At 47.1% G+C, this 25,477-nt stretch carries 23 protein-coding genes; 9 read left to right on the top strand and 14 right to left on the bottom strand.

Features of this window, described 5'->3' with window-relative positions; genetic code table 11:
- Positions 1-14: 14 nt before the first annotated feature.
- Entirely contained in the window at positions 15-614 is a 600-nt protein-coding gene (locus J6600_RS04880) for a lysophospholipid acyltransferase family protein (RefSeq protein WP_007409265.1), read from the bottom strand.
- 240 nt (positions 615-854) lie between these two features.
- Here J6600_RS04880 and sigM point away from each other — a divergent pair, with 240 nt between their 5' ends.
- From sigM to J6600_RS04865, 3 genes are read left to right on the top strand one after another with little or no spacing between them, the layout of a single operon-like run.
- Entirely contained in the window at positions 855-1,346 is a 492-nt protein-coding gene (gene sigM / locus J6600_RS04875) for an RNA polymerase sigma factor SigM (protein ID WP_003155312.1), read from the top strand.
- Complete coding sequence (locus tag J6600_RS04870) at positions 1,336-2,412, top strand: anti-sigma factor (protein WP_088005355.1); 1,077 nt, start codon at positions 1,336-1,338, stop codon at positions 2,410-2,412. The genes sigM and J6600_RS04870 overlap by 11 nt, the downstream gene beginning before the upstream one ends.
- Complete coding sequence (locus tag J6600_RS04865; RefSeq protein WP_003155315.1) at positions 2,400-2,690, top strand: anti-sigma-M factor; 291 nt, start codon at positions 2,400-2,402, stop codon at positions 2,688-2,690. The genes J6600_RS04870 and J6600_RS04865 overlap by 13 nt, the downstream gene beginning before the upstream one ends.
- Positions 2,691-2,725: 35 nt before the next feature.
- Here the strand turns inward: J6600_RS04865 and J6600_RS04860 are convergent, their stop codons facing one another.
- From J6600_RS04860 to J6600_RS04845, 4 genes are all read right to left on the bottom strand, one after another.
- Positions 2,726-4,081 (bottom strand): sodium-dependent transporter, encoded by a 1,356-nt coding sequence (locus tag J6600_RS04860; RefSeq protein ID WP_209388051.1) that lies wholly within the window; start codon positions 4,079-4,081, stop codon positions 2,726-2,728.
- Between the two features lie 114 nt (positions 4,082-4,195).
- Entirely contained in the window at positions 4,196-5,599 is a 1,404-nt protein-coding gene (gene bcaP, locus J6600_RS04855) for a branched-chain amino acid transporter BcaP (protein WP_014417297.1), read from the bottom strand.
- Between the two features lie 334 nt (positions 5,600-5,933).
- On the bottom strand, positions 5,934-6,803 hold the full coding sequence (locus J6600_RS04850) for an SDR family oxidoreductase (protein ID WP_014417296.1): 870 nt from the start codon (positions 6,801-6,803) through the stop codon (positions 5,934-5,936).
- A gap of 79 nt (positions 6,804-6,882) precedes the next feature.
- A complete protein-coding gene (locus tag J6600_RS04845) occupies positions 6,883-7,986 on the bottom strand; it encodes a citrate synthase/methylcitrate synthase (RefSeq protein WP_095273110.1) in 1,104 nt (367 codons plus the stop codon).
- Between the two features lie 109 nt (positions 7,987-8,095).
- On the opposite strand from J6600_RS04845, the gene J6600_RS04840 reads away from it, so the two are divergent.
- A complete protein-coding gene (locus J6600_RS04840) occupies positions 8,096-8,971 on the top strand; it encodes a transcriptional regulator CitR (protein WP_007409271.1) in 876 nt (291 codons plus the stop codon).
- Between the two features lie 68 nt (positions 8,972-9,039).
- Here J6600_RS04840 and J6600_RS04835 read toward each other — a convergent pair whose 3' ends face one another.
- Positions 9,040-9,864: a C40 family peptidase gene (locus tag J6600_RS04835; protein ID WP_014417294.1), complete on the bottom strand. Its 825-nt coding sequence runs from the start codon at positions 9,862-9,864 to the stop codon at positions 9,040-9,042.
- A gap of 458 nt (positions 9,865-10,322) precedes the next feature.
- Between J6600_RS04835 and J6600_RS04830 the strand changes: the two genes are divergently transcribed.
- Positions 10,323-11,702 carry an alkaline phosphatase PhoA gene (locus J6600_RS04830; protein ID WP_017417347.1) on the top strand — a complete coding sequence of 460 codons (1,380 nt, stop codon included), beginning with the start codon at positions 10,323-10,325 and terminating at the stop codon, positions 11,700-11,702.
- Between the two features lie 38 nt (positions 11,703-11,740).
- Here the strand turns inward: J6600_RS04830 and J6600_RS04825 are convergent, their stop codons facing one another.
- On the bottom strand, positions 11,741-13,147 hold the full coding sequence (locus J6600_RS04825; RefSeq protein ID WP_159353954.1) for a SpoVR family protein: 1,407 nt from the start codon (positions 13,145-13,147) through the stop codon (positions 11,741-11,743).
- Positions 13,148-13,316: 169 nt separating this feature from the next.
- Between J6600_RS04825 and J6600_RS04820 the strand changes: the two genes are divergently transcribed.
- The 3 genes from J6600_RS04820 (at position 13,317) to lytF (ending at position 17,031) form a co-directional block, all read left to right on the top strand.
- On the top strand, positions 13,317-14,831 hold the full coding sequence (locus J6600_RS04820) for a mechanosensitive ion channel (protein ID WP_209388050.1): 1,515 nt from the start codon (positions 13,317-13,319) through the stop codon (positions 14,829-14,831).
- 132 nt (positions 14,832-14,963) lie between these two features.
- Positions 14,964-15,398, top strand: a complete 435-nt coding sequence (gene nsrR / locus J6600_RS04815; RefSeq protein ID WP_007610306.1) for a nitric oxide-sensing transcriptional repressor NsrR — start codon at positions 14,964-14,966, stop codon at positions 15,396-15,398.
- A 178-nt stretch (positions 15,399-15,576) separates the two neighbouring features.
- Positions 15,577-17,031, top strand: coding sequence for a peptidoglycan endopeptidase LytF (lytF, locus tag J6600_RS04810; protein WP_014417290.1), 1,455 nt, complete (start codon positions 15,577-15,579; stop codon positions 17,029-17,031).
- Positions 17,032-17,075: 44 nt separating this feature from the next.
- Here lytF and J6600_RS04805 read toward each other — a convergent pair whose 3' ends face one another.
- Entirely contained in the window at positions 17,076-17,399 is a 324-nt protein-coding gene (locus J6600_RS04805) for a DUF3889 domain-containing protein (protein WP_003155332.1), read from the bottom strand.
- A gap of 191 nt (positions 17,400-17,590) precedes the next feature.
- Between J6600_RS04805 and J6600_RS04800 the strand changes: the two genes are divergently transcribed.
- Positions 17,591-17,833 carry a YhdB family protein gene (locus J6600_RS04800; protein WP_003155335.1) on the top strand — a complete coding sequence of 81 codons (243 nt, stop codon included), beginning with the start codon at positions 17,591-17,593 and terminating at the stop codon, positions 17,831-17,833.
- A 13-nt stretch (positions 17,834-17,846) separates the two neighbouring features.
- Here the strand turns inward: J6600_RS04800 and J6600_RS04795 are convergent, their stop codons facing one another.
- The 6 genes from J6600_RS04795 to glpK all read right to left on the bottom strand — a co-directional run bounded on the left by J6600_RS04795 (position 17,847) and on the right by glpK (position 25,473).
- The gene (locus J6600_RS04795) at positions 17,847-18,371 is read right to left on the bottom strand and encodes an NADPH-dependent FMN reductase (protein ID WP_128496533.1); all 525 of its coding nucleotides are present in this window, start codon (positions 18,369-18,371) and stop codon (positions 17,847-17,849) included.
- Positions 18,368-19,015 (bottom strand): response regulator, encoded by a 648-nt coding sequence (locus tag J6600_RS04790; protein ID WP_209388049.1) that lies wholly within the window; start codon positions 19,013-19,015, stop codon positions 18,368-18,370. The genes J6600_RS04795 and J6600_RS04790 overlap by 4 nt, the downstream gene beginning before the upstream one ends.
- Entirely contained in the window at positions 19,015-20,151 is a 1,137-nt protein-coding gene (locus J6600_RS04785; protein WP_209388048.1) for a GAF domain-containing sensor histidine kinase, read from the bottom strand. Before J6600_RS04785 ends, J6600_RS04790 begins: the two co-directional genes overlap by 1 nt.
- Positions 20,152-20,295: 144 nt before the next feature.
- A complete protein-coding gene (locus J6600_RS04780) occupies positions 20,296-22,038 on the bottom strand; it encodes a phospho-sugar mutase (protein ID WP_209388047.1) in 1,743 nt (580 codons plus the stop codon).
- Positions 22,039-22,177: 139 nt separating this feature from the next.
- The gene (gene glpD, locus J6600_RS04775) at positions 22,178-23,845 is read right to left on the bottom strand and encodes a glycerol-3-phosphate dehydrogenase (protein ID WP_014417285.1); all 1,668 of its coding nucleotides are present in this window, start codon (positions 23,843-23,845) and stop codon (positions 22,178-22,180) included.
- Positions 23,846-23,982: 137 nt separating this feature from the next.
- Positions 23,983-25,473 carry a glycerol kinase GlpK gene (gene glpK, locus J6600_RS04770; protein WP_007610291.1) on the bottom strand — a complete coding sequence of 497 codons (1,491 nt, stop codon included), beginning with the start codon at positions 25,471-25,473 and terminating at the stop codon, positions 23,983-23,985.
- Between the last annotated feature and the right edge of the window lie 4 nt (positions 25,474-25,477).

Genomic DNA, 25,477 nt, shown 5'->3' with positions numbered 1-25,477 from the left:
AAGCTTTTTTTCATTTACAATTGTTCAAGTTTTTTCTCAAGCTCTTTAATTCTGGCATTCAGCTCTTCTGTCATGGCCGCAAGCCTCTCCTTCGGCGCAAGATCGGAAAAGTCCTCCAAAAAAATCGGCTCTCCGATGATAAGCCGCATTTTTCCCTTTTTAAACAGCGCTTTTCCCGTAGACGGCCCTTTATATGCGGCCGGAACGAGCGGCGCTTTTCCCATTTGGGCGATGGTCACGGCCCCTCTTTTCAGCGGGACGTCTTCTGATGTTCTCGTACCGCTCGGAAAAATCCCGACAATCTTTCCTTCCTTCAGAAGCTTAATCGGCGTTTTAATGCTGCTCGGGCCCGGATTTTCACGGTCAACCGGGAACGCGTGAATCTTCTTCAAAAAACGTCCGATCCACTTTTTCTGAAACAGCTCTTTTTTCGCCATATAATGAATCTGATGGGGCAATATCCCGACACCGAGCGTGAGGACGTCCACCCAGCCCGCATGCGTGCACGCGATAACGAATCCTTTATCAGACGGAAGATTCTCTTTATTGTACACTTTCACTCCTCCGCGCAGGGATAGAATGCATTTGATGGCATTTGCACAAAACTTATACATAACGCACTTCCTTTGTTGTAATGATCAAAAGTGTTCTCTCTCTCTATTATAACAATATTTTTTATTACCTGGTACTAATAATTATATTTTTCCTCCGCCGATCTCTATCTTTTATGACGGATTTTGGGTACTATAGAGAAATGGTGTTTGATGAGGTGAAAATGAATTTAAGCCGTTTGCATGGAACGTGCAACTTTAAACCTTTCTTATGCGTGTATAACATAGAGGGGAGAAAAGGCAGTGACGATCGATGAAATTTACCAAATGTATATGAATGATGTTTACCGGTTCCTGCTCTCCATGACAAAAGACAAGCATCTCGCTGAAGATTTGCTGCAGGAAACCTTTATGAGGGCATACATACACATTCACTCCTACGACCACAGCAAAGTAAAGCCATGGCTTTTTCAAGTGGCGAGAAATGCGTTTATAGATTATGTCAGAAAACATAAAAAGGAAGTGACCATTTCCGATGACTTAATTGGGAGCCTTTTTCAGACGGCTGTTCAAAGCCCGGCTCATCAGATTGAAATCAAGGAAGTGCTGACAGGGTATATGTCCGAACTTCCCGACAATTATCGGGAGGCCTTAACACTGTATTATTTAAAAGAACTGAATTACAAAGAAGCATCCCATATTATGAATATTTCAGAGGCTAATTTTAAAAGTGTTTTATTTCGTGCCAGACAGCGGCTGAAAGCACTTTATAATAGAGGTGTTAATGATGAATGAAGAATTTAAAAAGCGTTTTTACCAATACAAAAATGGAGAAATGAGCGACCGGGAAATGGCCGCCTTTGAAGAAGAGCTGGAAAAGCTGGAAGTCTATCAGGAGTTGATTGAAAGCGAAATGCAGGACGACCGGGAATGGGACGTCGGCATCAGCCCGGAAAAACAGAAGGCCATTTTATCATACGGAAAACGCAAATCGTATTTGCGGATTTCAGTTCTCGCCGTCATCTCCACTTTGATGATTTTGCCGCTTTGCACTTTGGGAAGCTACCTCTATTACGGTCTGGGAGGAAAGGAAAGCACAGGCAATCAATTAATGGAGACCGCGGCAGTGACGGTGGCGACCACGATGCCGAACGTCCTCGTCGATACCTCCGGACTGAAAAGCCAGGTGAAGCTGTTTGGAATGAATACGGAATTTCCGCTGCAAAAGCAGATCGGCACAAAAACGAAATCCGTCGGCGGAGAACGGATTGAAATGTTTTTAGATACGGTCAAGTCGCCTGCCGTTAACTACTATGATCTAGACGCGGCACAGGCAAAGCATTATTTCGCCCATCCTTCCGGCTTAAAGGAACGAACGATTGACAAAGCCGGACAGACATTAAAAAAATTGCCTGAAGGAAGCGTGGCGGAGGTCTATCTTTCTTATGACAGGGCCTACCCTTCTTCTCAAGTATATTCAACTTTTAAAAAATACGATGTGAAGTTTTTATGGAACGCGGTCGAAACGGAGAAAAATCTGAAAGACAGTCCTTATGCCGAGCCGTTAGGATTTCCCGGGAAAGATTCCAAGATGGTGTCCTCTTTCGAAACGCAAGGACAGACAGACCGTGAACAATTTATCAATGCCCTTGAATTTATGTCCCGCCATAAAAAATGGGCGCATGCAATATCGAAACGAAAAGACATGAATCTTGGCAGCCGAATCGACTATGTTGAACATCACGGAATGAACGTATACGGCTCTGTCGTGACGGGGCCGACAAAAGAAATCGAACGTCTGCTGAAAAACAAAACAGTAAAAGCAGCAAACATCGGTGAGGTGGAATTATGGAATTGGTAAGAATTTTTAAAGAGCATAATGTTTTCGGCTGGATATCAGTCGGTACCGCGATTTTGTCGCTGCTGCTTTTGAACGTGGCAATCATCAGCAATGTGACTTTCTATTCTTATCAGATGCTGCCGTTTGCGATGGCCGCCGTGCCGTTCGGCATCATTGAGCTGTTTATTAAAAAAGGACGGACGGGCCCGGGACTGCTCGGTGTCATTCTCAATCTGTTCGTCATTGTCTGTGTATATACGATCGTTGCGGTTGATACGAATCTGCAATTCGGTTTTTAAACATAAAAACAGGCCCTTTTACGGGGCCTGTTTTTTTAAAATGAAAGAACGCCGATTAAATGCAGCAATACGACGATGATAGCCAGCGGCACGAGATATTTCAGAAGGAAATACCACACCTGAAAGAAACGATAGCCGATGGCGGAACCGCTTTTCATCTCGGCAAACAGCTCCTGCTTCGGTATTTTCAGCGGGACGAAGATTGATATTAATAAAGCGCCGAGCGGAATCAGCACATTGCTGACGGTGAAATCCGCAAGATCAAAAAACGTTTTTCCGAACAAATGAACATCACCGAGAACACCGTATGATAAACAGGACGGAATTCCGACTAAGAAAATGAGCAGACCGCTTGTCCACGACAGCTTCTTTCTTTTCGTTTCATCACCTTTCCCCACAGTCGCCACGATAATTTCCACCATCGAAAAGGCCGAAGTCAGCGCGGCGAAGAAAAAGACCGCCAGAAAGCTGATAAAAAACAGCGAGCCGAACGGCAGCCGATCAAACACAGCCGGCAGCACGGTAAACAGCAGTGTAGGCCCTTCATCCGGTTTAAAGCCGAACGAAAAAACCGCCGGGAAAATGGCCAGTCCCGCAAACAGCGTAACGAGCACATTCATCATAACAATGGAACCCGCCGGACCCGGAAGATTTTGGGTTTTCGGCAGATACGAACTGTATGTCACCATGACCGAAACACCGAGCGTTAATGTAAAAAACGCCTGTCCTAAAGCATATAGGATGGATTCCGGCGTCAAATCCTCAAAGTGCGGAACCAATAAAAATTTAATCCCCTCAACGGCATGATCGAGCGTGACTGATCGCAGCACAAGCAATAGAAACAGCACGAATAAAATCGGCATCAGCACCGCACTGACACGTTCAATCCCTTTCTGCACGCCTTTTGCGACGACCGATACCGTCATGATCATAAATACAAGCTGCGCGGCGAGAGTCTGGATCGGATTTTCAATGACTGTCCCGAACACCGTGCCGTACTGCTCCTGAGTGAGCCCGGATAAAGAACCGGTAACGGCTTTTAACACATAAAGCAAAATCCACCCGCCGACAACACTGTAAAAAGACAAAACTAAAAAACAGGCCGCCACACCCACATAACCCGTAAGGTGCCATACCGACTTCGGCGCGGCTTGTTTGTAGGCATCAATCGCATTTGTCTGGCTCCGTCTTCCGAAAATAAATTCACCGAGCAAAAGCGGATAGCCTAAAAGCACGGTAAAGAGGACGAATACAAGAAAAAAAGCTCCTCCCCCGTTCGTACCCGCTACGTAAGGGAACTTCCAAATGGCTCCCAGGCCGATCGCCGAACCGGCAGCGGCCATAATAAATCCTATTTTTGAGGCCCATTGAACCCTTTTTTGGTCAGACACGACTTTCCACTTCCCTTCCGCCCTATATTATCCCTTATTCACTGCGATAACTTAAGCCCATTTCAATATGTTTCATTATTCCGAAAAATAAAAAGGAGCGGCGGGTGCCGCTCCTTACAAATCCCCGTTTAATTTCGAATGCTTTCTCGAATATAAGAAATAAATCACCAGACCGATGATCAGCCAGATAAAGAAACGGAATATGGTGGTAGCGCCGAGGTTAATAATCAAAAACACGCAGAACAGAATGGACAATATCGGAATAAAGGGAACCCCCGGACATTTAAAAGCCCTCGGCAGATCAGGCTGTTTCTTTCTCAATACGATAACCGCCACGGAAATCAGGACAAACGCGGCAAGCGTGCCGATGTTCACCAGCTTCGCCAGTTCATCAAGCGGGACGAGCGAGCCGAGTAATGCCGACAGGATGCCGAACACCCACGTCACCACGTGCGGCGTTTTATGCTTCGGATGGACTTTTGAAAGCGCCCCCGGCACCAAACCGTCACGGGACATGGCAAACATCACCCTCGTCTGGCCGTACAGCATGACGAGCATCACCGTTGTCATTCCCAACACTGCGCCGATATCAATAATCCCGGCCACCCAATTCTGTCCGGCCATCTGCAGGACGAGAGACACGGGATGGTCAACGCCTTCAAAGCGGGCAAACGGAACGACGCCCGTCATAATCGCCGATACGGTCACATACAGCACGGTGCAGACGATTAATGAAAAGATAATTCCTTTCGGCAGATCCTTCGCCGGATTTTTCGTTTCTTCAGCGGCGGAAGAGACGGCGTCAAAACCGATAAAAGAGAAGAAAACGAGCGCCGCGGCACTGAAAACACCGCCGAACCCCATCGGTATAAACGGCTGCCAGTTGTGAGGTTTGACATATACGGCCGCAACGGCGATAAACAATAGAACAACCAGAACCTTCAAAATGACCATAATATTATTGACCCGCTTCGATTCCCTAATGCCTAAGTAGAGGAGGAATGTAATCGCAAGCACGATAACAAATGCGGGGAGATTAAAGAATGTGACCGTGCCTTTTATTGACCCCGGCGCGGCCGTTAATGCGGTCGGAAGATGAATGCCGAAGCCCGCCAAGAATGATTGAAAATAGCCGGACCATCCGACCGAAACCGCGCTGACGGCGAGCATATATTCCAAGATTAAATCCCATCCGATAATAAACGCGAGAAGTTCACCCAGTGTCGCATAAGTAAACGTGTAGACGGAACCGGAAACCGGGACGCTTGAAGCAAATTCGGCATATGACAGAGCCGCAAATAAACACGCAAGAGCGGCGATGACAAATGAAACGGTCAGCCCCGGCCCCGCCGTGACAGCGCCTGTTCCGGTTAATACAAAAATCCCCGTTCCGATGATGGCCCCTATCCCCAGAAGGGTCAAATCAAAGGCCCCTAACTCTCTTTTTAGCGACTTTTCCCCGCCCGTTGCGGCAAGCAGGTCCTGAATGCTTTTCTTTCTGAATACGCTCCCCTTCATCTGCTTCACTCCTTGTAAACCAATATATGTTAGAATATTCAGATAACAATAGCAATAATGACTAAATTCTTATTTTTCGCATGAAATGTTTCAGCACATCATTCCTTTCTCCTACATCATATTATAGCGAAAAATATAAAAATGAAAATAACTTTTTTGAAAATTCTATATATTATTTTTAGTTTTCATGAAACAGAACTCAGCGGATTTTCCACTGTTAAATATTAACATTAGTGATTCAGCTAGCGACTTTTATTTTTTTTAAAATCGTATTCATATGTACGTTCAAATAAAAATCCCGCCCTTTTTAAAAGCGCGGGATAAGACTTGCGTATTATGTTGAAATAAATCTGCCGCCATTTACGTGAATGGTTTGCCCCGTCATATAGGAAGATTCGTCTGAAGCCAGAAGCACGTAAGCTCCGGCGTGTTCCGCAGGCTGTCCCGGTCTTCCCATCGGAGTGTCCAGACCATGCTTTTCCACCTTTTCTTCAGTAAACGTTGCCGGAATCAGGGCGGTCCAGATCGGGCCAGGGGCCACCGCATTTACTCTGATCCCCTGATCGGCCAATGACATCGCCATTGAACGAGTAAAGGAAACGATGCCGCCTTTCGTGCACGAATAGTCGATCAATGATGTGTCTCCCTGATAAGCGGTAATCGACGTTGTATTAATGATGGCGCTCCCTCTTTTGAGATGAGGCAGCACGGCTTTTGTCATATGAAACATAGAAAACATGTTTGTACGGAATGTCTTCTCCAGCTGTTCAGCTGTAATATCAAGAATCCCGTTTTGCGGATGCTGCTCAGCCGCATTATTAACGAGAATATCTATTTTTCCGTAGTGATCTAAGACTTGCCGGACCGCCTTCTGACAATGCGCCTCATCACCGACGTCTCCCGGAATTAACAGGCATTCGGCCTGGTATTCTTCCGCACGCTTTTTCGTTCTCTCAGCATCGGCATGTTCGTCTAGGTACAGGATGGCAAGATCCGCCCCTTCCTTCGCGTAAGCGATCGCCGCCGCTGCGCCGATGCCGCTGTCTCCGCCCGTGATGACGGCGACTTTTCCTTTTAATCTGCCCGACCCTTTTACATCCGGGTCCTCCAAGAGCGGCTTCGGCTCCATGTCTGACTCAATGCCGGGCTGGCGGTTTTGCACCTGCGGCTTTTGTCCTTCCGTCTGTCTGTCCATCGGATTCATATTCTCACACTCCTGCAATTGGTATTACTGAGACGATACCACGCAGTGCGGGGAGTTAAACGGACAAATATGCCGGTGATTAAAGCTGCTGAGCCGTTTCGGGAAAAGCGCCGGTGTATTTCGCAGACGGCCTGTAAATCATGTTGTCAGCGGACTGTTCAAGCACGTGTGCGCACCAGCCTGCCATTCTGCTTGCTGAAAAGGTCGGCGTAAACAAATCATTGTCGACATCAATGGCCTGCATCACAGCCGCTGCGTAAAACTCCACATTCGTATACAGCTTCCGTCCGGGCTTATATTGCTCTAACAAGCGGATGGCTTCCTTCTCCACATAAAGCGCCAAGTCAAGCGACGGATCATTTCCCGCCACTTCTTCAGCCTTTATGCGCAGCGCTTCCGCCCGCGGGTCTTTTGTTTTGTACACCCTGTGCCCGAAGCCCATCAGGCGTTCTCCCCTCATAAGCTTCGCTGCCAAATACGCTTCTGCATTTTCTTTTTCTCCGATGTCTTCAAGCATTTTCGTGACGCCTGAAGGCGCGCCTCCGTGCAGCGGCCCTTTCATCGTACCCAGTGCGGCAGTGACGGCAGACACTAAGTCCGATTCAGTCGAAACGGTGACTCTCGCTGAAAAAGTCGATGCATTCATCCCGTGCTCCATCGCCAGAATCATATACGTCTCAAGCGCTTTCTTTTGGGCTGCGGACGGCTGCCTGCCTGTCAGCATATACAAATAGTTTTCAACGTGTCCGTATCGCGCCTCAGGTGACAACGCTTCCTTCCCTTGTTTACGGCGGTATCTGTACGCAATAATCGTCGGTGTGACGGCAATCAGTTTAATCGCTTCTTCCGGCTTGGGCGGATATGTAAATGAATCTGTGCCCAAACCTGAAACAGCCGTTCTCAGCACCGCCATGTCGTCCATTTCATCCGGAAGCGTTTCCAGTAAGTCGATCAAATGTTTCGGAAGCCCGCGCTCGGCTGCAAGTTCTTCCTGAAACGCAAGCAATTGCCGCTCATCAGGAAGCGCCCCGTTCAAAATGAGATACGCCGCTTCTTCAAAACTGGATTGCAGTGCGATATCCTTCGCATCATAGCCGCGATATATTAAATGCCCCTTTTCTCCGTCAATGTGGCTGATCGCCGTTTCTGCACAAGTAATCCCTTTCAATCCACGATAAATCAATTTCATTCCCCCTTATCCTCTTTCTGTTATTATAGTAAATATAATATTTAAAAAATAATGAATATTTTTAAGGGAATTAATTAAAACTTTTAATCAGAGGAGTGCATCTATGGATTTTAAATGGCTTCACACCTTCGTCACCGCGGCAAAATATGAGAATTTCAGAAAAACGGCGGAAACGCTTTTTTTATCTCAGCCGACCGTCACCGTTCATATAAAATTATTAGAGAAAGAAATCAGCTGCAAGCTGTTTCAGCGAAGCGGCCGGAAAATACAATTGACGGAAGAAGGAAAAGCATACGTGCCGTTTGCCATGAGGCTTTTGGAAGACTATGAAAACAGCATGGCGGAGCTGCACAGGGTGCGCCAGGGCTACTCGCACACGCTGACACTCGCTGTTTCGCCGCTTATCGCCGACACCGTTCTCCCGTCTGTCATGAAGCGTTATACAGAGGACAATAAAGAAACCGAAATGACGGTCACCATTTTCGAATCGGAAGAAATCGCCTCTCAAATCAGAAATGGCTCAGCCGATATCGGACTGAGCTGCTTAAAGGTGCAATCATCTTCCCTCACTTGCCGCCCCCTGTACAATGACCCCGTGGTCCTCGTCGCGCCGCCCGGCCGAAAACCCGGAACAGGGAAGGCGGATGAAGTGAAAGACCTGTTCGGACAATATCTGCTTTTGACCCATAACCACCCTGACTATTGGGATGATTTGCTCCGCCAGGTCAGAATACAGTTCCCTTTCGTCAGGACAATGAAGGTGACACAGACGCATATTACGAAACGATTTATTAAAGAGGGGCTGGGTGTCTCATTTCTGCCGCTGTCAGCGGTACGGGCCGAACTCGCCGCAGGCAGCATGATTGAAATTCCGTGCGAATTCGCCCAGATGCCGAGCGCGGGCGCGTACGCCATCGCCCTCTATGAAAATGAAAAAAAGAAAACCTTTTTAGATTTTTTATCACATTTTCATTTTTAGGTGAAACAAATGGAGCTCTGTCCCGTCTAAATAAAAAACCCGTTCTGATGAACGGGTTTCTATCGCTGCTAGAATCTTTTCGCGCCAAGGTAGCGAGGTTTCCAGTAGCTGTTATTCAGATCACTTGTTGTGACGCCGTCAGAACCGGCATGGATGAACTTGTTGTTTCCGATGTACACACCCATGTGTGAAGGGCCGGCCTGATATGTTGTAAAGAAGACGAAGTCTCCTCTTGACGGGCTGGACACGCTCTTCATTGAGCTCCAGTATCCCGCAGTGCTTGTTCTGCCGACACTCGTCTGTTTGTTTAACAGGTACCAGATAAATCCGCTGCAGTCAAAGCCGGAAGTCGTTGTTCCGCCCCATACATACGGCGTGCCGATTAAAGATTGCGCATCAGAAATCAGCTTGTTTACATTCAGGCTCGTCTGTGCAGCATTATGGCTGGATGAAGGCTGCTTTGATGACGAAGACCCTGAAGACGTTGAACCGGAAGTTGATCCCTTTACTTTAAGAACTTGTCCGATGCGGATCAGGTCCGTTTTTAAACCGTTTAAACTTTTTAATTGGTTTACCGTCATTTTATATTTATTCGCAATTTTCCAAAGGCTGTCGCCTTTTACGACTTTATATGTAGACGATGATGACTTGCTGCCCGAATTTGAACCTGAAGATGATTTACCGTTGATCGAAAGCGTCTGGCCGATGTAAATGATATCCGATTTTAATTTGTTCTCAGATTTAATGGAATTAATTGACGTTCCGTACCGATTTGAAAGTCCCCATAATGTATCGCCTTTTTTTACCTTAATCGTTTGCGCAGATGCCGCGCCCGCAAACAAAGTCGTCCCCAAAACCACTGCCGTTGTTGCTGTAACAAGTTGCTTTTTCATGTTTTCCTCCCCGAATGATTCTATCTATTTTATGTGTCTCTTTTTTAAAGTTTTTATCTGTTTCCTATTATAAGGTTCAATTTCCACTAGAAATAGACTTGACTTCCCGTGACAAATTTCTTACTAATTCGTTTTTAAAAAAAGTTTTTAAGGGTATTAAATATTTCAATTTGATTTCAAACGTGACGAAAAATGAGTCAATTTGTCATGTTTTTTTCCTGTGATCCTCGTATTTTGGAAAAACAAAGCAGTTTATTTTCCAAATAACCCCTTGTTAAAAAAATCCTCGTCTTTTTCAAAAAAGTGAATGGTTTTCACTCTTTCTTGAAAACATAAGTTACACCGGAATTTACATTTCTAACAATGTTTCACCTGAAATTTACAGGAGGAACAGGCGCTCTTTACAAACATCCCCTACCATTAGACATGCAGACAAGATTAAAGGAGGACGAGTGAGAATGAGTCTATTTAAACAGGTTCGATCAAAACTTCTGCCGGCGGCAGCTGTATCCGTGCTGACAGCCGGTCTGATTGCGGGCGCGGGGCTTCAGCACTCCGAACAGGCTGCGGCAAAAAAACAGCCTGACAAAAACGAGATCAGAAACGTCATCTTCATGGTCGGCGACGGAATGGGCGCTCCCTATATGAACGCCTACCGTTCGGTCATTAACAAAGGAAAGCCTTCGGATGGCATGAAACTGACGGCATTCGACCCCAATCTCACCGGTATGATGATGACTTACCCTGACGATCCTGATTCCAATATTACCGATTCCGCGGCGGCAGGCACGGCAATGGCCACAGGCGTGAAAACGTATAACGCGGCGATCGGAGTCGATAAAAAAGGAAAGCGGGTAAAATCCGTCCTCGAAGAAGCGAAACAAAGAGGCAAATCCACCGGACTTGTCGCAACTTCGGAGATTGCCCACGCCACTCCTGCGGCATTCGGAGCCCATAACAAATCCAGAAAAAATATGGATGACATCGCAAGCAGCTACTTTGATGACCGCATCAACGGAAAACAGAAAGTCGATGTGCTCCTCGGAGGCGGCAAATCAAACTTTATCCGTAAAGACCGCAATGTAACAAAGGATTTCAAAAAAGCGGGATACAGCTACGTTACATCAAAACAGGAGCTCAAAAAGGATCGTAACAAGAAGATTCTCGGCCTGTTTGCCGATGGCGGACTCGACAAAGCAATCGACCGCTCAAACGCCGTCCCTTCATTAGAAGACATGACAACGGCAGCGATCGACAGGCTGAACAAGAATAAAAAAGGGTTTTTCTTAATGGTCGAAGGCAGCCAAATTGACTGGGCGGGACATGACAATGATATAGTCGGCGCAATGAGCGAAATGAAGGATTTTGAAAAAGCGTATAAAGCAGCGATCGCATTTGCCAAAAAGGACAAACATACGCTTGTCGTTGCCACGGCCGATCATACCACCGGCGGATTGACGATCGGCGCGAATGACGATAAAAACTGGCATGTTGAACCGATTCTTGCCGCCAAAAAAACCCCGGCATTTATGGCTGACCAAATCAAAGCGGGCAAATCCGTATCTTCCGTGCTTGCGCGTTATACAGACCTGAAATGGTCAAAAGCTGAAATCAAACAGATCGAAACGGCCGCAAAACAGGATGCTGACAAGAGCGTCTACAAAGCGATCATTAAGCTCTTTAATGCGAAAACCAACAGCGGCTGGACAACCGGCGATCATACGGGCGAAGAAGTTCCCGTTTACGCGTACGGTCCGGGAAGAGAGTCATTTACGGGGCTTTTAAACAACACGGACCAGGCCAAAAAGATCTTTCACATCCTGAAACACGGAAAATAAAAAAAGGATGCGGGGGTTTCCCCGCATCCTTTCTTCTTTTACAGATATCTCCGGTGCACTCCTTTGCCGTCATAAGAAAACATCACTTCTCTGTCTTCAAGAACAGATTCGATGTGCACGCTCCTGCCCCACAGCTGGTACAGATACGGCAGCACTTTCTCCAAATATTTCAGATCAAGCTCAATTCCCTCATACCAATGTTTAATATAAAGCTCATTATTCTTCAGGTAATCCCCGTCATTGACGGTCAGATAAGGAAATCCTCCGTTGACCCGCATGTTCACGAGCTGGTCGCGCACGGCCTTCCATTCTTTGTCGATCACTTTATAGTCCCTGCCCTGCTTTTGGAATAAATACAAATCCTCACGCATCACGAGATCTTTCGTCAAATAATTGCGGATAAATGATATATCCGATTCAATTTCCCTGACCTCAAACATTTTCTCGCGGCCGGAACCGGGCTTTACTCCTGTTTTTTTCATTTCATCTGTCGGGTTGTCATAACGCTCTTCGATGTCTTCAAAAATTTTCAGCCCTAAATAATACGGGTTGATTCCCGTTTTTGACGGCTGAACGACGCCTGCGTTCAGCTTCGCAAATTCGATGGCTTCATCTGAAGTCAGGTCAAGCTCGCGGATAATCCGCTGATGCCAATAGGATGCCCAGCCTTCGTTCATGATTTTCGTTTCCAGCTGCGGCCAGAAATACAGCATTTCTTCTCTCATCATGGTTAAAATGTCACGCTGCCACGGTTCAAGCTCCCGCGAATGTTCTTCGATAAACAGCAGAATATCTTTTTCCGGCCGGGGCGGAAACGGTTTTTTCCCTTTTTTCTTTTTCACCTGCTTCGGCTTATCCATTCCCCATAAATCATCGTAAGGCGATGGCGCGGTTTCTTCTTCGTCCTCCTCTTCGTCATCGACGCTCCACAGCAGCTTCGGCCTGACGAGCGACGGATCGATATGCTCCTGAATCGCCAGAATGGCATCTAAAAAGGACTCCACCTCTTTTATCCCGTGCATTCTTTCATAATGCTTAATCCGCTCCGCCGCAGCCGCCATACTCTCAACCATGTCCCGGTTCGTATTTTGAAAGCGGCAGTTATTTTTGAAAAAATCACAATGGGCAAGAACATGGGCTACAATTAATTTATTTTGGATCAGCGAATTGCTGTCCAGCAAAAAAGCGTAGCAAGGGTTGGAATTAATGACAAGTTCATAAATTTTGCTCAAACCGAGATCATAATGGAGTTTCATCTTATGAAATTGTTTACCGAAACTCCAGTGGCTGAATCTCGTCGGCATGCCGTACGCGCCGAATGTATAAATAATCTCAGCCGGACAAATTTCATATCTCATCGGGTAGAAATCAAGGCCGAAACCCTTGGCAATGTCGGTTATTTCCTCAATTGCCCGCTGTAAACCTTTTGTCTCCTCCGCGTTCAACCGAATCCCCCCTACTTGGACTTATTTATAATGTATGACCCCTCCTCTCAAAAGATGAAATAACAGACCGGTTTCCGGCTGAAAACTTTCGGCACATCCGCCCCGTTTGCTTTATATGTAAGTGGGTAAAACACACACCATACCCCAAAAAGAAAAGGAGCGATTCTACTTGAATACAGCAGACATGCTTACGACGTATCTCAGCAAACTCCCGAATCTGATCATTGCACTGCTCGTCCTGCTTATCGGCTGGGGCATTGCCAAAATCATTGAAAAAGCCGTATACAAAGGCCTGCAAAAAACAAAAATCGACGACAGGCTGTTCGCCGAAAAAAAGCCGGCGCGCTATTCCTCAGAAAAAGTCATCAGTAAAGTCATTTATTTTATCGCATTAATCATCGTTTTTATTCTATTCTTTAACATTCTGCATCTGACAACCGTGGCTTCGCCTTTTGTCAGCATGCTGTCAGCGATAACGGCGGCTGTGCCGAGCATTTTAAAAGCCGGCCTGATTCTGCTGTTGGGCTGGGCGGCCGCTTCGCTTTTCAGCTATCTCGTCAAAAAAGCGGGCATGAAACTTGCTGAAAACGGCCGGCTCAGAAAATGGACAATGGTGTCTGAAGAAGCGGAGATGGGCAGATCTGTTACGGCCGCTTCACGAATCGTTTTTTACTTCGTCTTGCTCTTGTTCCTGCCCGGCGTCTTGGCCGCTCTCCAAATCAGCGGAGTATCAGGGCCGTTTACAAATATGATCCAAAGCGTTTTGTCCTTTATACCGAAATTATTCGCCGCGGCGCTGATTGTTTTAATCGGCTGGCTTGTTGCCCGTCTCGTCCGTGATATCGTCACAAACTTTCTGGCGAGTATCGGCACGGAAAGGCTTGCCGCACGTATGGGGCTTTCTATTTATCTGAAGGATACAAGCCTGTCGGCAATCATCGGAACGATTGTCTACGTGCTGATTTTCATTCCGGTGATCATCTCTGCGCTTGACCGGCTTGATGTGGCGGGTATTTCTGAACCGGCGTCAGCCATGCTGCACACGATCTTCACAATGCTCCCTAGTATCATCATCGGTATTGTGCTGATCATCGCCGGCATCTGGATCGGAAAATGGGTCAACAGCATTGTATCCGGGCTCTTGCACCGGGGCGGTTTCGACTCTCTTCTCGGTAAAATGGGCTTTGAACAGGCGGGTACCCCGAAGCTGACGCTTTCTCAGACGGTCGGCATGATTGTTCAGATCATCATCGTCCTGCTCTTTACCGCAGAGGCGCTGCAGCTTGTCCATCTCGAATTTCTCGTCGTTATCGCAACCGGTATTATCGCTTACCTGCCTAATGTTCTGGCCGCTGTATTTATTCTCGGAATCGGGCTTTTGGCCGGACAGCTCGTCAGCAGGCTGCTTGCCGGCATGCTGAGCGGAAAGGAATTCAGATTCCTGGCGCCGCTTGCGAAATATACCATTATCACTCTCTCAATCTTTATGGCGCTTGATCAGCTCGGTGTCGCCGACACGATCGTAAATGCCGCGTTTATTCTGATTCTGGGCGGTTTCGCGCTTGCCTTCGGACTTTCATTCGGTCTTGGCGGAAAAGAATTCGCCTCCCGTTATCTCGCAAAATTGGATCGCAAAATTGAAAAACATCAATCGGCTGACGATCGTAATCCGCCGATGTCTTAACGAGAAAAACGTGTGCTCAGAAGGAGCGCACGTTTTTTTTTGAGTTAAAGGGGCAAATTCCTTTTTTTTCATTTTAAATTCATATATGATAGACTGTAACAGAAGCAAAATCTCTTTTTTCGAGGTCATTCTATGAAATTAACGAACTATACCGATTATTCTTTACGCGTTTTGATTTTTTTGGCTTCCAGACATTCCGACGAACTTTCCAACATAAAAGAAATCGCAGATACTTATTCCATCTCTAAAAACCACCTCATGAAAGTCATTTACCGCCTCGGACAGCTCGGATATGTCGAAACGATCCGGGGCCGGGGAGGCGGAATTCGATTAGGAATGACACCGGAAGACATAAACATTGGAGAAGTCGTTCGAAATACAGAAGACGACTTTAACATCGTAGAATGCTTTGACTCCAAAAAAAATCTCTGTATCATATCTCCCGCCTGCAACTTAAAGAACCTTCTGAATGAAGCCCTGCAAGCTTACCTGGCCGTTTTAGACAAATATACGTTAAGGGATCTGGTCAAAAACAAAGAGGAGATTATGAGACTGCTCAGAAGCTGAAGGAATGTCCGCATTCCTTCTTTTTTTATGCCGGCATAAGAAAAAAGGACTATTTCTATTAATATGATAAACGATTGCAGACAAGTGCCGATATAAAGATTATCATTACTGATATCCTCACCTTGCGGCTGCAACGAATGGGGATAGTAAAATCATCGCAGGAAAAGGGAGATTCACTATGAAAAAAAAGGTAGCGGTCGGTTTGACTGCATCTGCGATCGTCGGGTCTGCGTTAGCTGTAACACCGGCAGAAGCACAAACGATTAAGGTTAAAAGCGGAGATTCATTATGGAAGCTTGCCCAAAACTACAATACAAGCGTGGATGCCATTACATCAGCCAATCATCTAAAATCCACCGTTCTTTCTATCGGGCAGACGCTCAACATTCCTAACGGCAAATCAGATTCCGGCAGCAAAAAGCCATCTTCAAAGAACAGCGGCACGACTAAAAGCGTTTATACAGTGAAAAGCGGCGACTCGCTGTGGCTGATCGCATCTGATTTTAAAATGTCCGTACAGGAACTGAAAAAATTGAACGGTTTGACAAGCGACTTAATCCGCGCCGGACAGAAGCTGCAAGTGACGGGGAAAGTTTCCTCAAGCACCGATCAGAAAAAAACCGCTCCTGGCAGCAGCTCAAACAGCAGCAAAAATCAGTCATCATCTTCCGGGACGTATAAAGTAAAACTCGGCGATTCCCTATGGAAGATCGCAAACAGCGTCAATATGACCATTGCGGAACTCAAAGTATTAAACAACTTAAAAACGGATACGATCTACGTAAACCAAGTCCTGAAAACAAAAGGAACGTCTTCTTCGGGAAACACGCCGTCAAAAGACAATTCAAACCAAAATAAAAACCAGACGCAAACGTCCTCTTATACAGTAAAAAGCGGAGACTCACTCTGGAAAATCGCAAACGCATACAATATGACGGTTCAGCAAATCAGAAGCATCAACAAACTGACGTCAGACATGCTGCGGGTCGGACAAGTGCTTAAGCTGACCAAAACGTCATCTTCCGGCTCTTCGACTTCACCGTCAACTCCGAACCAGTCCGGAGATACAGGGAAAACCACTACATATACCGTGAAAAGCGGGGATTCTTTATGGGTGATCGCCCAAAAGTTCAATGTGACCGCCCAGCAGATCCGCGAGAAAAACAATCTGAAAACAGATGTTCTTCAAATCGGACAAAAGCTGACGATTACCGGGCAGCAGACAAACACGACACCGAATCAGTCCGGCAACACAGGCGGCACAGGTTCAACAAGCGCGAAGATTAATGTAATGATCGATGCCGCAAAAGCTCAGCTGGGCGTACCGTATGTATGGGGCGGGACAACGCCGAGAGGCTTTGACTGCAGCGGTTTCATTTATTACGTTCTCAATAAGGTCACTTCTGTATCCAGACTTTCAGCCGCAGGCTACTGGAATACGATGACATCAGTCAGCCAGCCGGCGGTCGGTGACTTTGTCTTTTTCTCAACTTATAAAGCCGGACCTTCCCACGTCGGTATTTATCTCGGGAACGGCCAGTTTATTAATGCCAACGATTCGGGTGTCGTTATTTCCAGCATGAACAATTCCTATTGGAAACAGCGCTACCTCGGCGCAAAACGCTTCTTCTGATATCTGACAAGCTGTACGGCCTCAATTAGGCTGTGCAGCTTTTTTTACAGTCTGAAAATATTAATGCTGATCACGTGTTTTGTTACGGGATGGAAATACACTTCAGCACGGGATGAAAACGTTTCTTTTGCTGTTTGCACCGTTACGCGAAACACATCTTTCGTTTGTTCCCGGTTCACTTTTGTACGGCCCATGTACGAATAATCGGTAAGCTCGGCCCCCTTGTATTCACGTTCAAGCTGGTTCCATGCGAGCTGCTCCCATTTTTCAACTGATGGATCAAGGTGTTCTGTATGCCCTTTTTCAGCGATCGAGGCAATGAGAATGCCGCAAAACAAGAGGGCAAGCGCAAATGGAAGAGATTTCATCTTTATGTTCTCCTGAGTCGTTTTTTGTCAATCTTAGCGTGTCCAAAGAAGAGACGGATATGCGGTTTTATTTTATGTCTCCCTCATATTGCTATGCCGCAGTGATAAGGACACCAACTTTTCCCCCGTTGCATCCGGGCTTCGACGGCATAAACTAACGGAGAACTTCTCATTGAAAGGAGAAGCGTAAGATGGATCATGCCGATTATGACAAAGCCTTGTATTACACACACCGGTCTCAATGGGACAATTTATTAATTTTGATGGTTCGTACAAAAGATGATTTATTATCAAAGCGTATTGAGCACTTTCTGCACGCGTATCATTTCGAATATGATCATGCGGTGCTTGAAAAAGAGCTGTATTCTCTTCTCGGGTATATTGATCATGCGACAGAGCTCGCTTATGAAGATCAATTAGCCATGCTGACATAAAACAATCCCGGCGTCAGACGCCGGGATTTCCTGTGTTTGTGAACATATTCAGCTCTTCAATCATGTCTTTCAGGCTGACCGCCATATCCTCAGATACGGTCCGGCGCTCCATGTCGATGTGAATCGGGTCTAAGACCAGCTGTTTCGGGATGACATTTGCATAGACGCCCCGCATGACCGTCCGCATATTCGCCAGCGCGTTCATGCCTCCTTTTCCTCCGCCCGCCGCGGCAATGATTGCCACCGGTTTGTATGCCCAGTGATCGCTGCTTAAAAAATCGATGGCGTTTTTTAAAGCGCCGCTCATGCCGCTGTGATACTCGGGAGATAATAAGACGACGGCCGCCGACTTTTTCACCTGCCGCCTTAACGCTTGCACTGAAGGCAGCTCGTTCTGTTCTTCTTCACCGTTATAAAGCGGCAGTTCACTTTCGCTCAAATCAATAAAATCGGTATGAAACCGATCTCTGATATAAGATGCGGCAATTCTAGTCCGCCCGTTTTTTCTCGGTGTTCCGCTGATCACTAATATGCTCATAATTTTACCGCCTTTCCAAAAACATTATATTTTACCGCATACAATGCCGCCTGCGTCCGATCGGAAAGATTCAGCTTTGACAGCAGGTTGGATACGTGGGTCTTCACTGTTTTTTCAGAAATACACAGTGCCGCCGCAATTTCCTTATTGCTTTTTCCTTTGGCTATTTCTTGAAGAACATCTTTTTCACGGGGGGTCAGCTGATAATATTTTTCCTTATCCTGATCATCCTGAACCATATGGGTCAGCACGTGAGGCACAATATCCGCCGACAGCCGGTAACGTCCGGAATACACTTCCCGGAGCGTTTTCACTATATCATCGGGCTGGGCGTCTTTCAGCTGATACGCTTTTGCGCCGGCTTTAAGAGCGGGAATGACATGCTCCTGATCAGAATAGCTCGTCAAAACGACGATACTGATGTCCGGAAATCGTTCAGCCGCAATTTTTGCCGCTTCTATGCCGTCCATATCAGGCATTGATAAATCCATCAGAATGATGTCCGGCTCCGTCTTTTCAGCTTGCTGAAGCGCTTCAGCACCGGTGGATGCCTCACCGACAACTTCAATGTCTTCCTGAGTGGCGAAGAAATAGCGCAGTCCTTTGCGGACAACGTGATGATCATCAGCAATCACAATTTTCATCAATCAGACCTCCTGTCCCGAAACGGAAGCCGAACGGAGACAATCGTTCCGGCGCCAAGCTCGGATTGCAGTGTAAAGCGGCCTCCGATCGCTTCAGCCCGCGCTTTCATGCCGGCCACGCCGAGCGATGGGAGCACAGCGTGCGCATCAGCGCTGAAGCCCGCTCCACGGTCGCTGATGTGAAGCTCAGCGCAATCCGGCTTTTTAACGGCGGAAATGATAACCCGGTCCGTTCCCGCATGCTTTTTACAGTTATTCAAGGCTTCCTGGGCGATCCGCCAAAGCGCGTGTTCCTGTTCATCCGTAAGCTCCAGATCATCCTCCATTTCACAAACGGCTTCCAGGCCGATGAGAGCGGCATAGCTTTTGATCGACGCATACAGCCCTTTCGTCAAACTTTCCGGCTTCAGCTGCCAAATAAGCGCCCTCATTTCTGTTAGCGCATCCTGAGACAGCTCTTGAATAAACGTAATCATCTGCCGGAGCCGATCATCATCTGTAAAGCTCTTTGCGGCTTTTGCCGTTAAGCTGACAGAAAACAGCATCTGATTGACGGAATCATGCAGCTCTTGCGCAAGTCTGCTTCGTTCCATCAACAGGGCGTTCTGCTGCTCAAATTCGGCCAATTTCATCCGCTGAATCGCCGTTCCGATTTGAAATGCAACCGCTTCAAGCAGATGCAGTTCTTCTTCGTTGAAAAATGTCTTTTCGCTTGCGGCGACGTTTAATAAACCGAACTTCCGGCCGCCGTCCTCAAGCGGTACGGTCGCATGATGGGTAATGCCCTCCGTATCGCGGCAGTTCGTCGTCTGTTCCGCAAATTCAATCCGTTTACAATTCATTATGTTTACGGCTTTTGTCAATCCGCCATTGCTGAATTTGGTCAGACAATAGCATTCCCCGCTGCACATGAGTGCATTTTCCCGCTGACCGAGAGCCGGCGGTAAATAAGCGGATGCGGCGAGCGTATAAGACCCGTCCGGCTCAATCAGAAAAATCCACCCTGTCTGCAGCCCGGTCAGGCTGAGCAGTTCGCGGAGCACTTTATCAAGCGCTTCCTTTAAATCGTGGCTTTGGTTTAAGGTTTCCGCAATCGCTTTTAACGTTTTTAACGTTTCTACCGTCGTTTTCGTCAATTTCCCTCACTCCGGCCAATCAGAATTATCCATATTATATCAATTCTTTTCTGTATATTCCTTTGTTTTCAGCATGAATTTTCCTCATACTTTCGGATGAGACGTAAAAAAAACCGCCGGATGTCGCTTCCGGCGGTTTGTTGTTTATTTCGTATTTTCCACTATGCCATCCACCGTTTTCATGACGGCTTCAGATAATGCGGCAAGACGCTGTTCGCTGTCTTGTAAAGAAGTTCCCTTCACGGCGAAATAGAACTTCACTTTCGGCTCCGTTCCCGATGGACGAAGGCAGAACCAAGAGCCGTCTTCAAGGAAATATTTCAGGACATTTGACTTCGGAAGATCAATATCTTCTTCACGATGATCGGCAAATACAGTCCGTTTTCCCGTTGAATAGTCTTCAGCCTGCGTGATTTGTTTTCCGGCCATCTGCTTCGGCGGATCGTTTCGGAAGGAAGTCAGGATAGCGGAAATCTGCTCTGCTCCCTGTTTTCCTTTTAACGTCAATGACTTCAAGCCTTCACGGTAATAACCGTATTCTTTAAAAATGGACAGCAGCGCGTCATAAAGCGACATGCCCTGCTTTTTATAAAAGGCGCATACCTCGACGGCTAACAGCGCAGCCTGGATCGCGTCTTTGTCACGCGCGAAATCGCCGATTAAGTAGCCGTAGCTTTCTTCATAGCCGAACTGGAACGTGTATTGGCCTGATTTTTCATATTCTTTGATCTTTTCACCGATAAATTTGAAGCCTGTCAGCGTGTCAATCGTATCTAACCCGAACGATGAAGCGACAGCGCGGCCCAATTCGCTCGTGACAATCGTTTTCATGACGACACCGTTTTCAGGAAGGGTGCCCTGTTTTTTCTTCTCGGAAAGCAGGTAATGCAATAAAAGCGCGCCTGTCTGATTTCCCGTCAGCACTGTGTACTTGCCTTCGCTGTTTTTTACGGCAATGCCGAGACGGTCGGCATCCGGGTCCGTAGCGACGAGAATATCGGCATTTTGTTCTTCTCCGAGTTTAATGGCATATTCGAATGCCGCGTGCTCTTCCGGATTCGGCGATTTGACGGTTGAAAAATCCGGGTCCGGCAGCTCTTGCTCCTTTACGACGGTGACGTTTTTGTAACCGAGTGCTTCAAGACCGCGGCGCACCGGTTTATTTGCCGTTCCGTGCAGCGGAGTGAACACGACGCTGACATCCACTTCATCCGAAAGCTCGGGATGTACGGAGATGGAAGTCAGTTTTTCAGTATACGGTTTATCAATTTCTTCACCGATTATTTTAATCAAACCTTTTTCTTTCAGCGACTGTTCATCTTCAACTTGAATCGTTAATTCATTTTCTATGGCATTCACTTCCGCAATGACGATGTCCGCTTCTTTCGGCGGCAGCTGTGCGCCGTCATCGCCATACACTTTATATCCGTTATATTCAGGCGGGTTATGGCTGGCCGTCACGACGATACCGGCATAAGCGTTCAGCTTTCTCACCGCAAAAGACAGCTCAGGCGTCGGGCGGAGCTCATCAAATACGTATGTTTGAATGCCTTGGGAAGCAAGGGTTTTTGCAGCTTCCATCGCAAACTCAGGAGATTTATGACGGGAGTCGTATGCGATCGCAACCCCTCTTTTTTTCGCGTCTTCTCCCTGTTTTTCGATATACGCCGCAAGTCCGGCGGATGCTTTGCGGACCGTGTAAATATTCATCCTGTTCGTACCCGGCCCGATTTCTCCTCTCATGCCTCCTGTTCCGAACTCAAGATTTTTGTAGAAAAAATCTTCCAGCAGCTGCTCGTTTCCTTCTGCGTCCGCCAATAATTTTTTCAATTCTGAATCTAATTGTTCGGCCTGATTCCAGCGTTCGTAGCTCTTACTCCAACTCATGTTCGTCCTCCTATAATTTCAGCTTATGACCATATTTTAATATGAATCGGCTGCCCGTGTCACTTGATAACCTAACCAAATGCTTTATGTAAGAAGATAAAAGAAGGGCTCATGCCTTTTCGGCACAGCCCTCCGGTTATTATTGTTCGAGCGGAACAACCGCGTCGTGCAGCAGCGTATTTAACCACTCAGTGTGTTTTTCTTTCGTTGCGTCATTCCATTGGAATCGGTCGCTCATGTAATCAATCACGGCCGTTTTATACGTTTGCACCCATTTGATGTCGAAGAACAGTCTTCCCGTTCTGCGGACGAAGAAATCGGCAGGTGTCGCAGCCATTTCTTCTTCGATGCTGTAAGCCGCTTCAGCCAGAATGTGAACCGGAATCTGGCGTTTTTCCGCTTCGTCTTTCAGACCTTCAATCCGGCTGAATACATTTTCAACGTTAGAGCCGTATCTGATGGCTAACTGCTTAGCGGTTTCCTGTGATAAACCGATTTTCAAGCCGTCTTTTGTCTTTGCTTCCACAAATGACTCGAAGTTTTTAGAGCCGCCGACATGTCCGCCGGAAATCGGCATCGTCTTCGTTTTGCAGCCGCCGAAGTCCTGGCCGCCCTCTTCTTTCAAGCGGTCGCGGACAAGATCGACAATGTGCTCAGCCATTTTACGGTAGCCCGTCAGTTTTCCTCCGGCGATCGTAATCAGGCCTGATTGAGATGTCCAGATTTCATCTTTACGGGAGATCTCAGACGGGTCTTTCCCTTCTTCGTGAATAAGCGGTCTGAGGCCGGCCCAGCTTGATTCAATATCGTCCGCCGTAATGTTCAGTTCCGGGAACATATAATTGATGGAGCTGACGACATAATCGCGATCCTGCACCGTCATGCGCGGATGCTCAAGTTTTTGTTTGTAAACCGTATCGGTCGTACCCACGTATGTTTTTCCTTCACGCGGAATGGCGAACACCATCCGGCCGTCCGGCGTATCAAAGTACACCGCCTGTTTAAGCGGGAATACGGATTGGTCGAATACAAGATGGACCCCTTTTGTGTGCTGAAGATGTTTTCCGCTTTTACTGTGGTCTTTTTCTCTCAGCTCGTCGACCCACGGACCTGTCGCATTGACGATTTTTTTGGCGTAAACTTTGTATTCCTTGCCTGACAGCAGATCTTCAATTAAAACGCCGACAACTTTTCCTTTTTCATAAAGCAGTTCTTTCACTTTAGAGTAGTTGACAGGCTCCGCACCGAATTTAACGGCTTCTTTCATGACTTCAATCGTCAGTCTCGCATCGTCCGTCCGGTACTCTACATAATAGCCTCCGCCTTTTAAGCCGTCTTTTTTGACGAGCGGCTCTTTTTGCAGCGTTTCTTTAGCAGACAGCATGCTTCTGCGCTCTGATTTTTTTACTCCCGCTAAATAGTCATACACACGCAGGCCGATGGAAGTAGAGAATGAACCGAACGTGCCGCCTTTATGAAACGGCAGCAGCATCCATTCCGGCGTCGTGACGTGCGGGCCGTTTTCGTACACGATGGCACGTTCCTTACCGACTTCTGCAACCATTTTGACTTCAAATTGCTTCAGATAACGCAAACCGCCGTGGACAAGCTTTGTGGATCGGCTTGATGTGCCGGCCGCGAAATCCTGCATTTCGCTCAAAGCGACTTTCATTCCCCTTGAAGCTGCGTCAAGCGCCGTACCGGCACCCGTAATACCTCCGCCTATAATAAACAGATCGTATGTTTTTTTAGTCATGTCTTCCAGCATATGATCCCGTTCCAAACTTGAAAATTGGTGATTCATCATTACGTTTCCTCCTTGTTGTCACGGTATAGAAAAAGAGACCACAACAGCCAAAGCGCAGTTATCACTTTGGTGCTGTGGTCTCTCCTCATCTCAGGACCGTTCCTATTAACTTGTTTTCAGTATACCACATTTTTATCTTATTTAAAAGCCATAGCTGCATTTACTGCTTTTTTCCATCCGCCGTACAATTCATCGCGTTTTTCATCTTCCATTTCCGGTTTGAATTGCTTATCAAGGTTCCACTGATCGGCGATTTCAGTGCTGTCCTTCCAGTAGCCGACAGCGATTCCGGCCAAATATGCGGCACCGAGCGCCGTCGTTTCATTAATTTCCGGACGTTCGACCGGCACATCAAGCAAGTCGCTTTGGAACTGCATGAGGAAGTTATTTTTTACCGCTCCGCCGTCTACACGCAATGTTTTTAAAGAGATGCCTGAATCAGCCTCCATGGCATCAAGTACATCTTTCGCCTGATAAGCGAGAGATTCAAGCGTAGCCCGGATAAAATGCTCCTTCGTCGTTCCGCGTGTCAGGCCGAAAACTGAGCCGCGCACGTCACTGTCCCAGTACGGTGTGCCTAATCCGACGAAAGCGGGCACGACATAAACACCGTCAGCGGAATCCACACGCTCTGCGTATGTCTCGCTTTCTTTTGAATCCTGGAACATCCGCATGCCGTCTCTCAGCCATTGGATGGCAGAACCTGCGACAAAGATGCTTCCTTCCAGTGCATACTCGACTTTTCCGTCTAATCCCCAGGCGATTGTCGTCAGAAGGCCGTGATCAGAAGTGATGGCTTTTTCTCCGGTATTCATCAGCATAAAGCAGCCTGTGCCGTATGTGTTTTTCCCCATGCCTTCTTCAAAGCACGCCTGGCCGAACAGCGCTGACTGCTGGTCTCCCGCCGCTCCCGCAATCGGAATGTTTTTACCGAAGAAATGATAATCAACCGTTTTCGCGTACACATGAGAAGACGGTTTCACTTCCGGCAGCATTGATTTCGGCACGCCTAAAATATCAAGCAGCTCGTCATCCCATTTTAATTCATGAATATTAAACATCAGCGTTCTTGAAGCGTTGGAATAATCCGTTACGTGCGCCGCCCCTCCGGACATTTTCCAGATGAGCCATGAATCAATCGTTCCGAACAGAAGATTTCCGTTTTCCGCTTTTTCCCGCGCGCCTTCTACATTGTCAAGAATCCATTTGACTTTCGTTCCTGAGAAATAAGGGTCGATCAAAAGTCCCGTTTTTTCTCTGAATGTATCATTATATCCTTTTTCACGAAGCTCTTCGCAAATGCCGGATGTTTGTCTCGATTGCCACACAATCGCATTGTATACCGGCTTTCCGGTATCTTTATCCCATACGACCGTCGTTTCCCTTTGATTCGTGATGCCGATGCCGGCAATTTGATCAGCGCTGATTCCGGACTCGGAGATCACAGTCGCGATAACGGCGAGCACCGATCCCCAGATTTCGTTCGCATTGTGCTCCACCCAGCCCGGCTGAGGGAAATGCTGTGTGAATTCCTTTTGAGCGGAATGCACGATTTTCCCTTCTTTATTAAAAAGAATCGCTCTTGAACTTGTTGTGCCTTGGTCAATTGATAAAATATAGGTCTCCATGATG

It is taken from the genome of Bacillus sp. LJBV19, assembly GCF_017797845.1.
In the GTDB taxonomy this organism is placed as follows: Bacteria; Bacillota; Bacilli; order Bacillales; family Bacillaceae; genus Bacillus; species Bacillus velezensis.
Note: the sequence above shows the minus strand (reverse complement) of the source record. Positions and strands in the feature narration are given on the sequence as shown.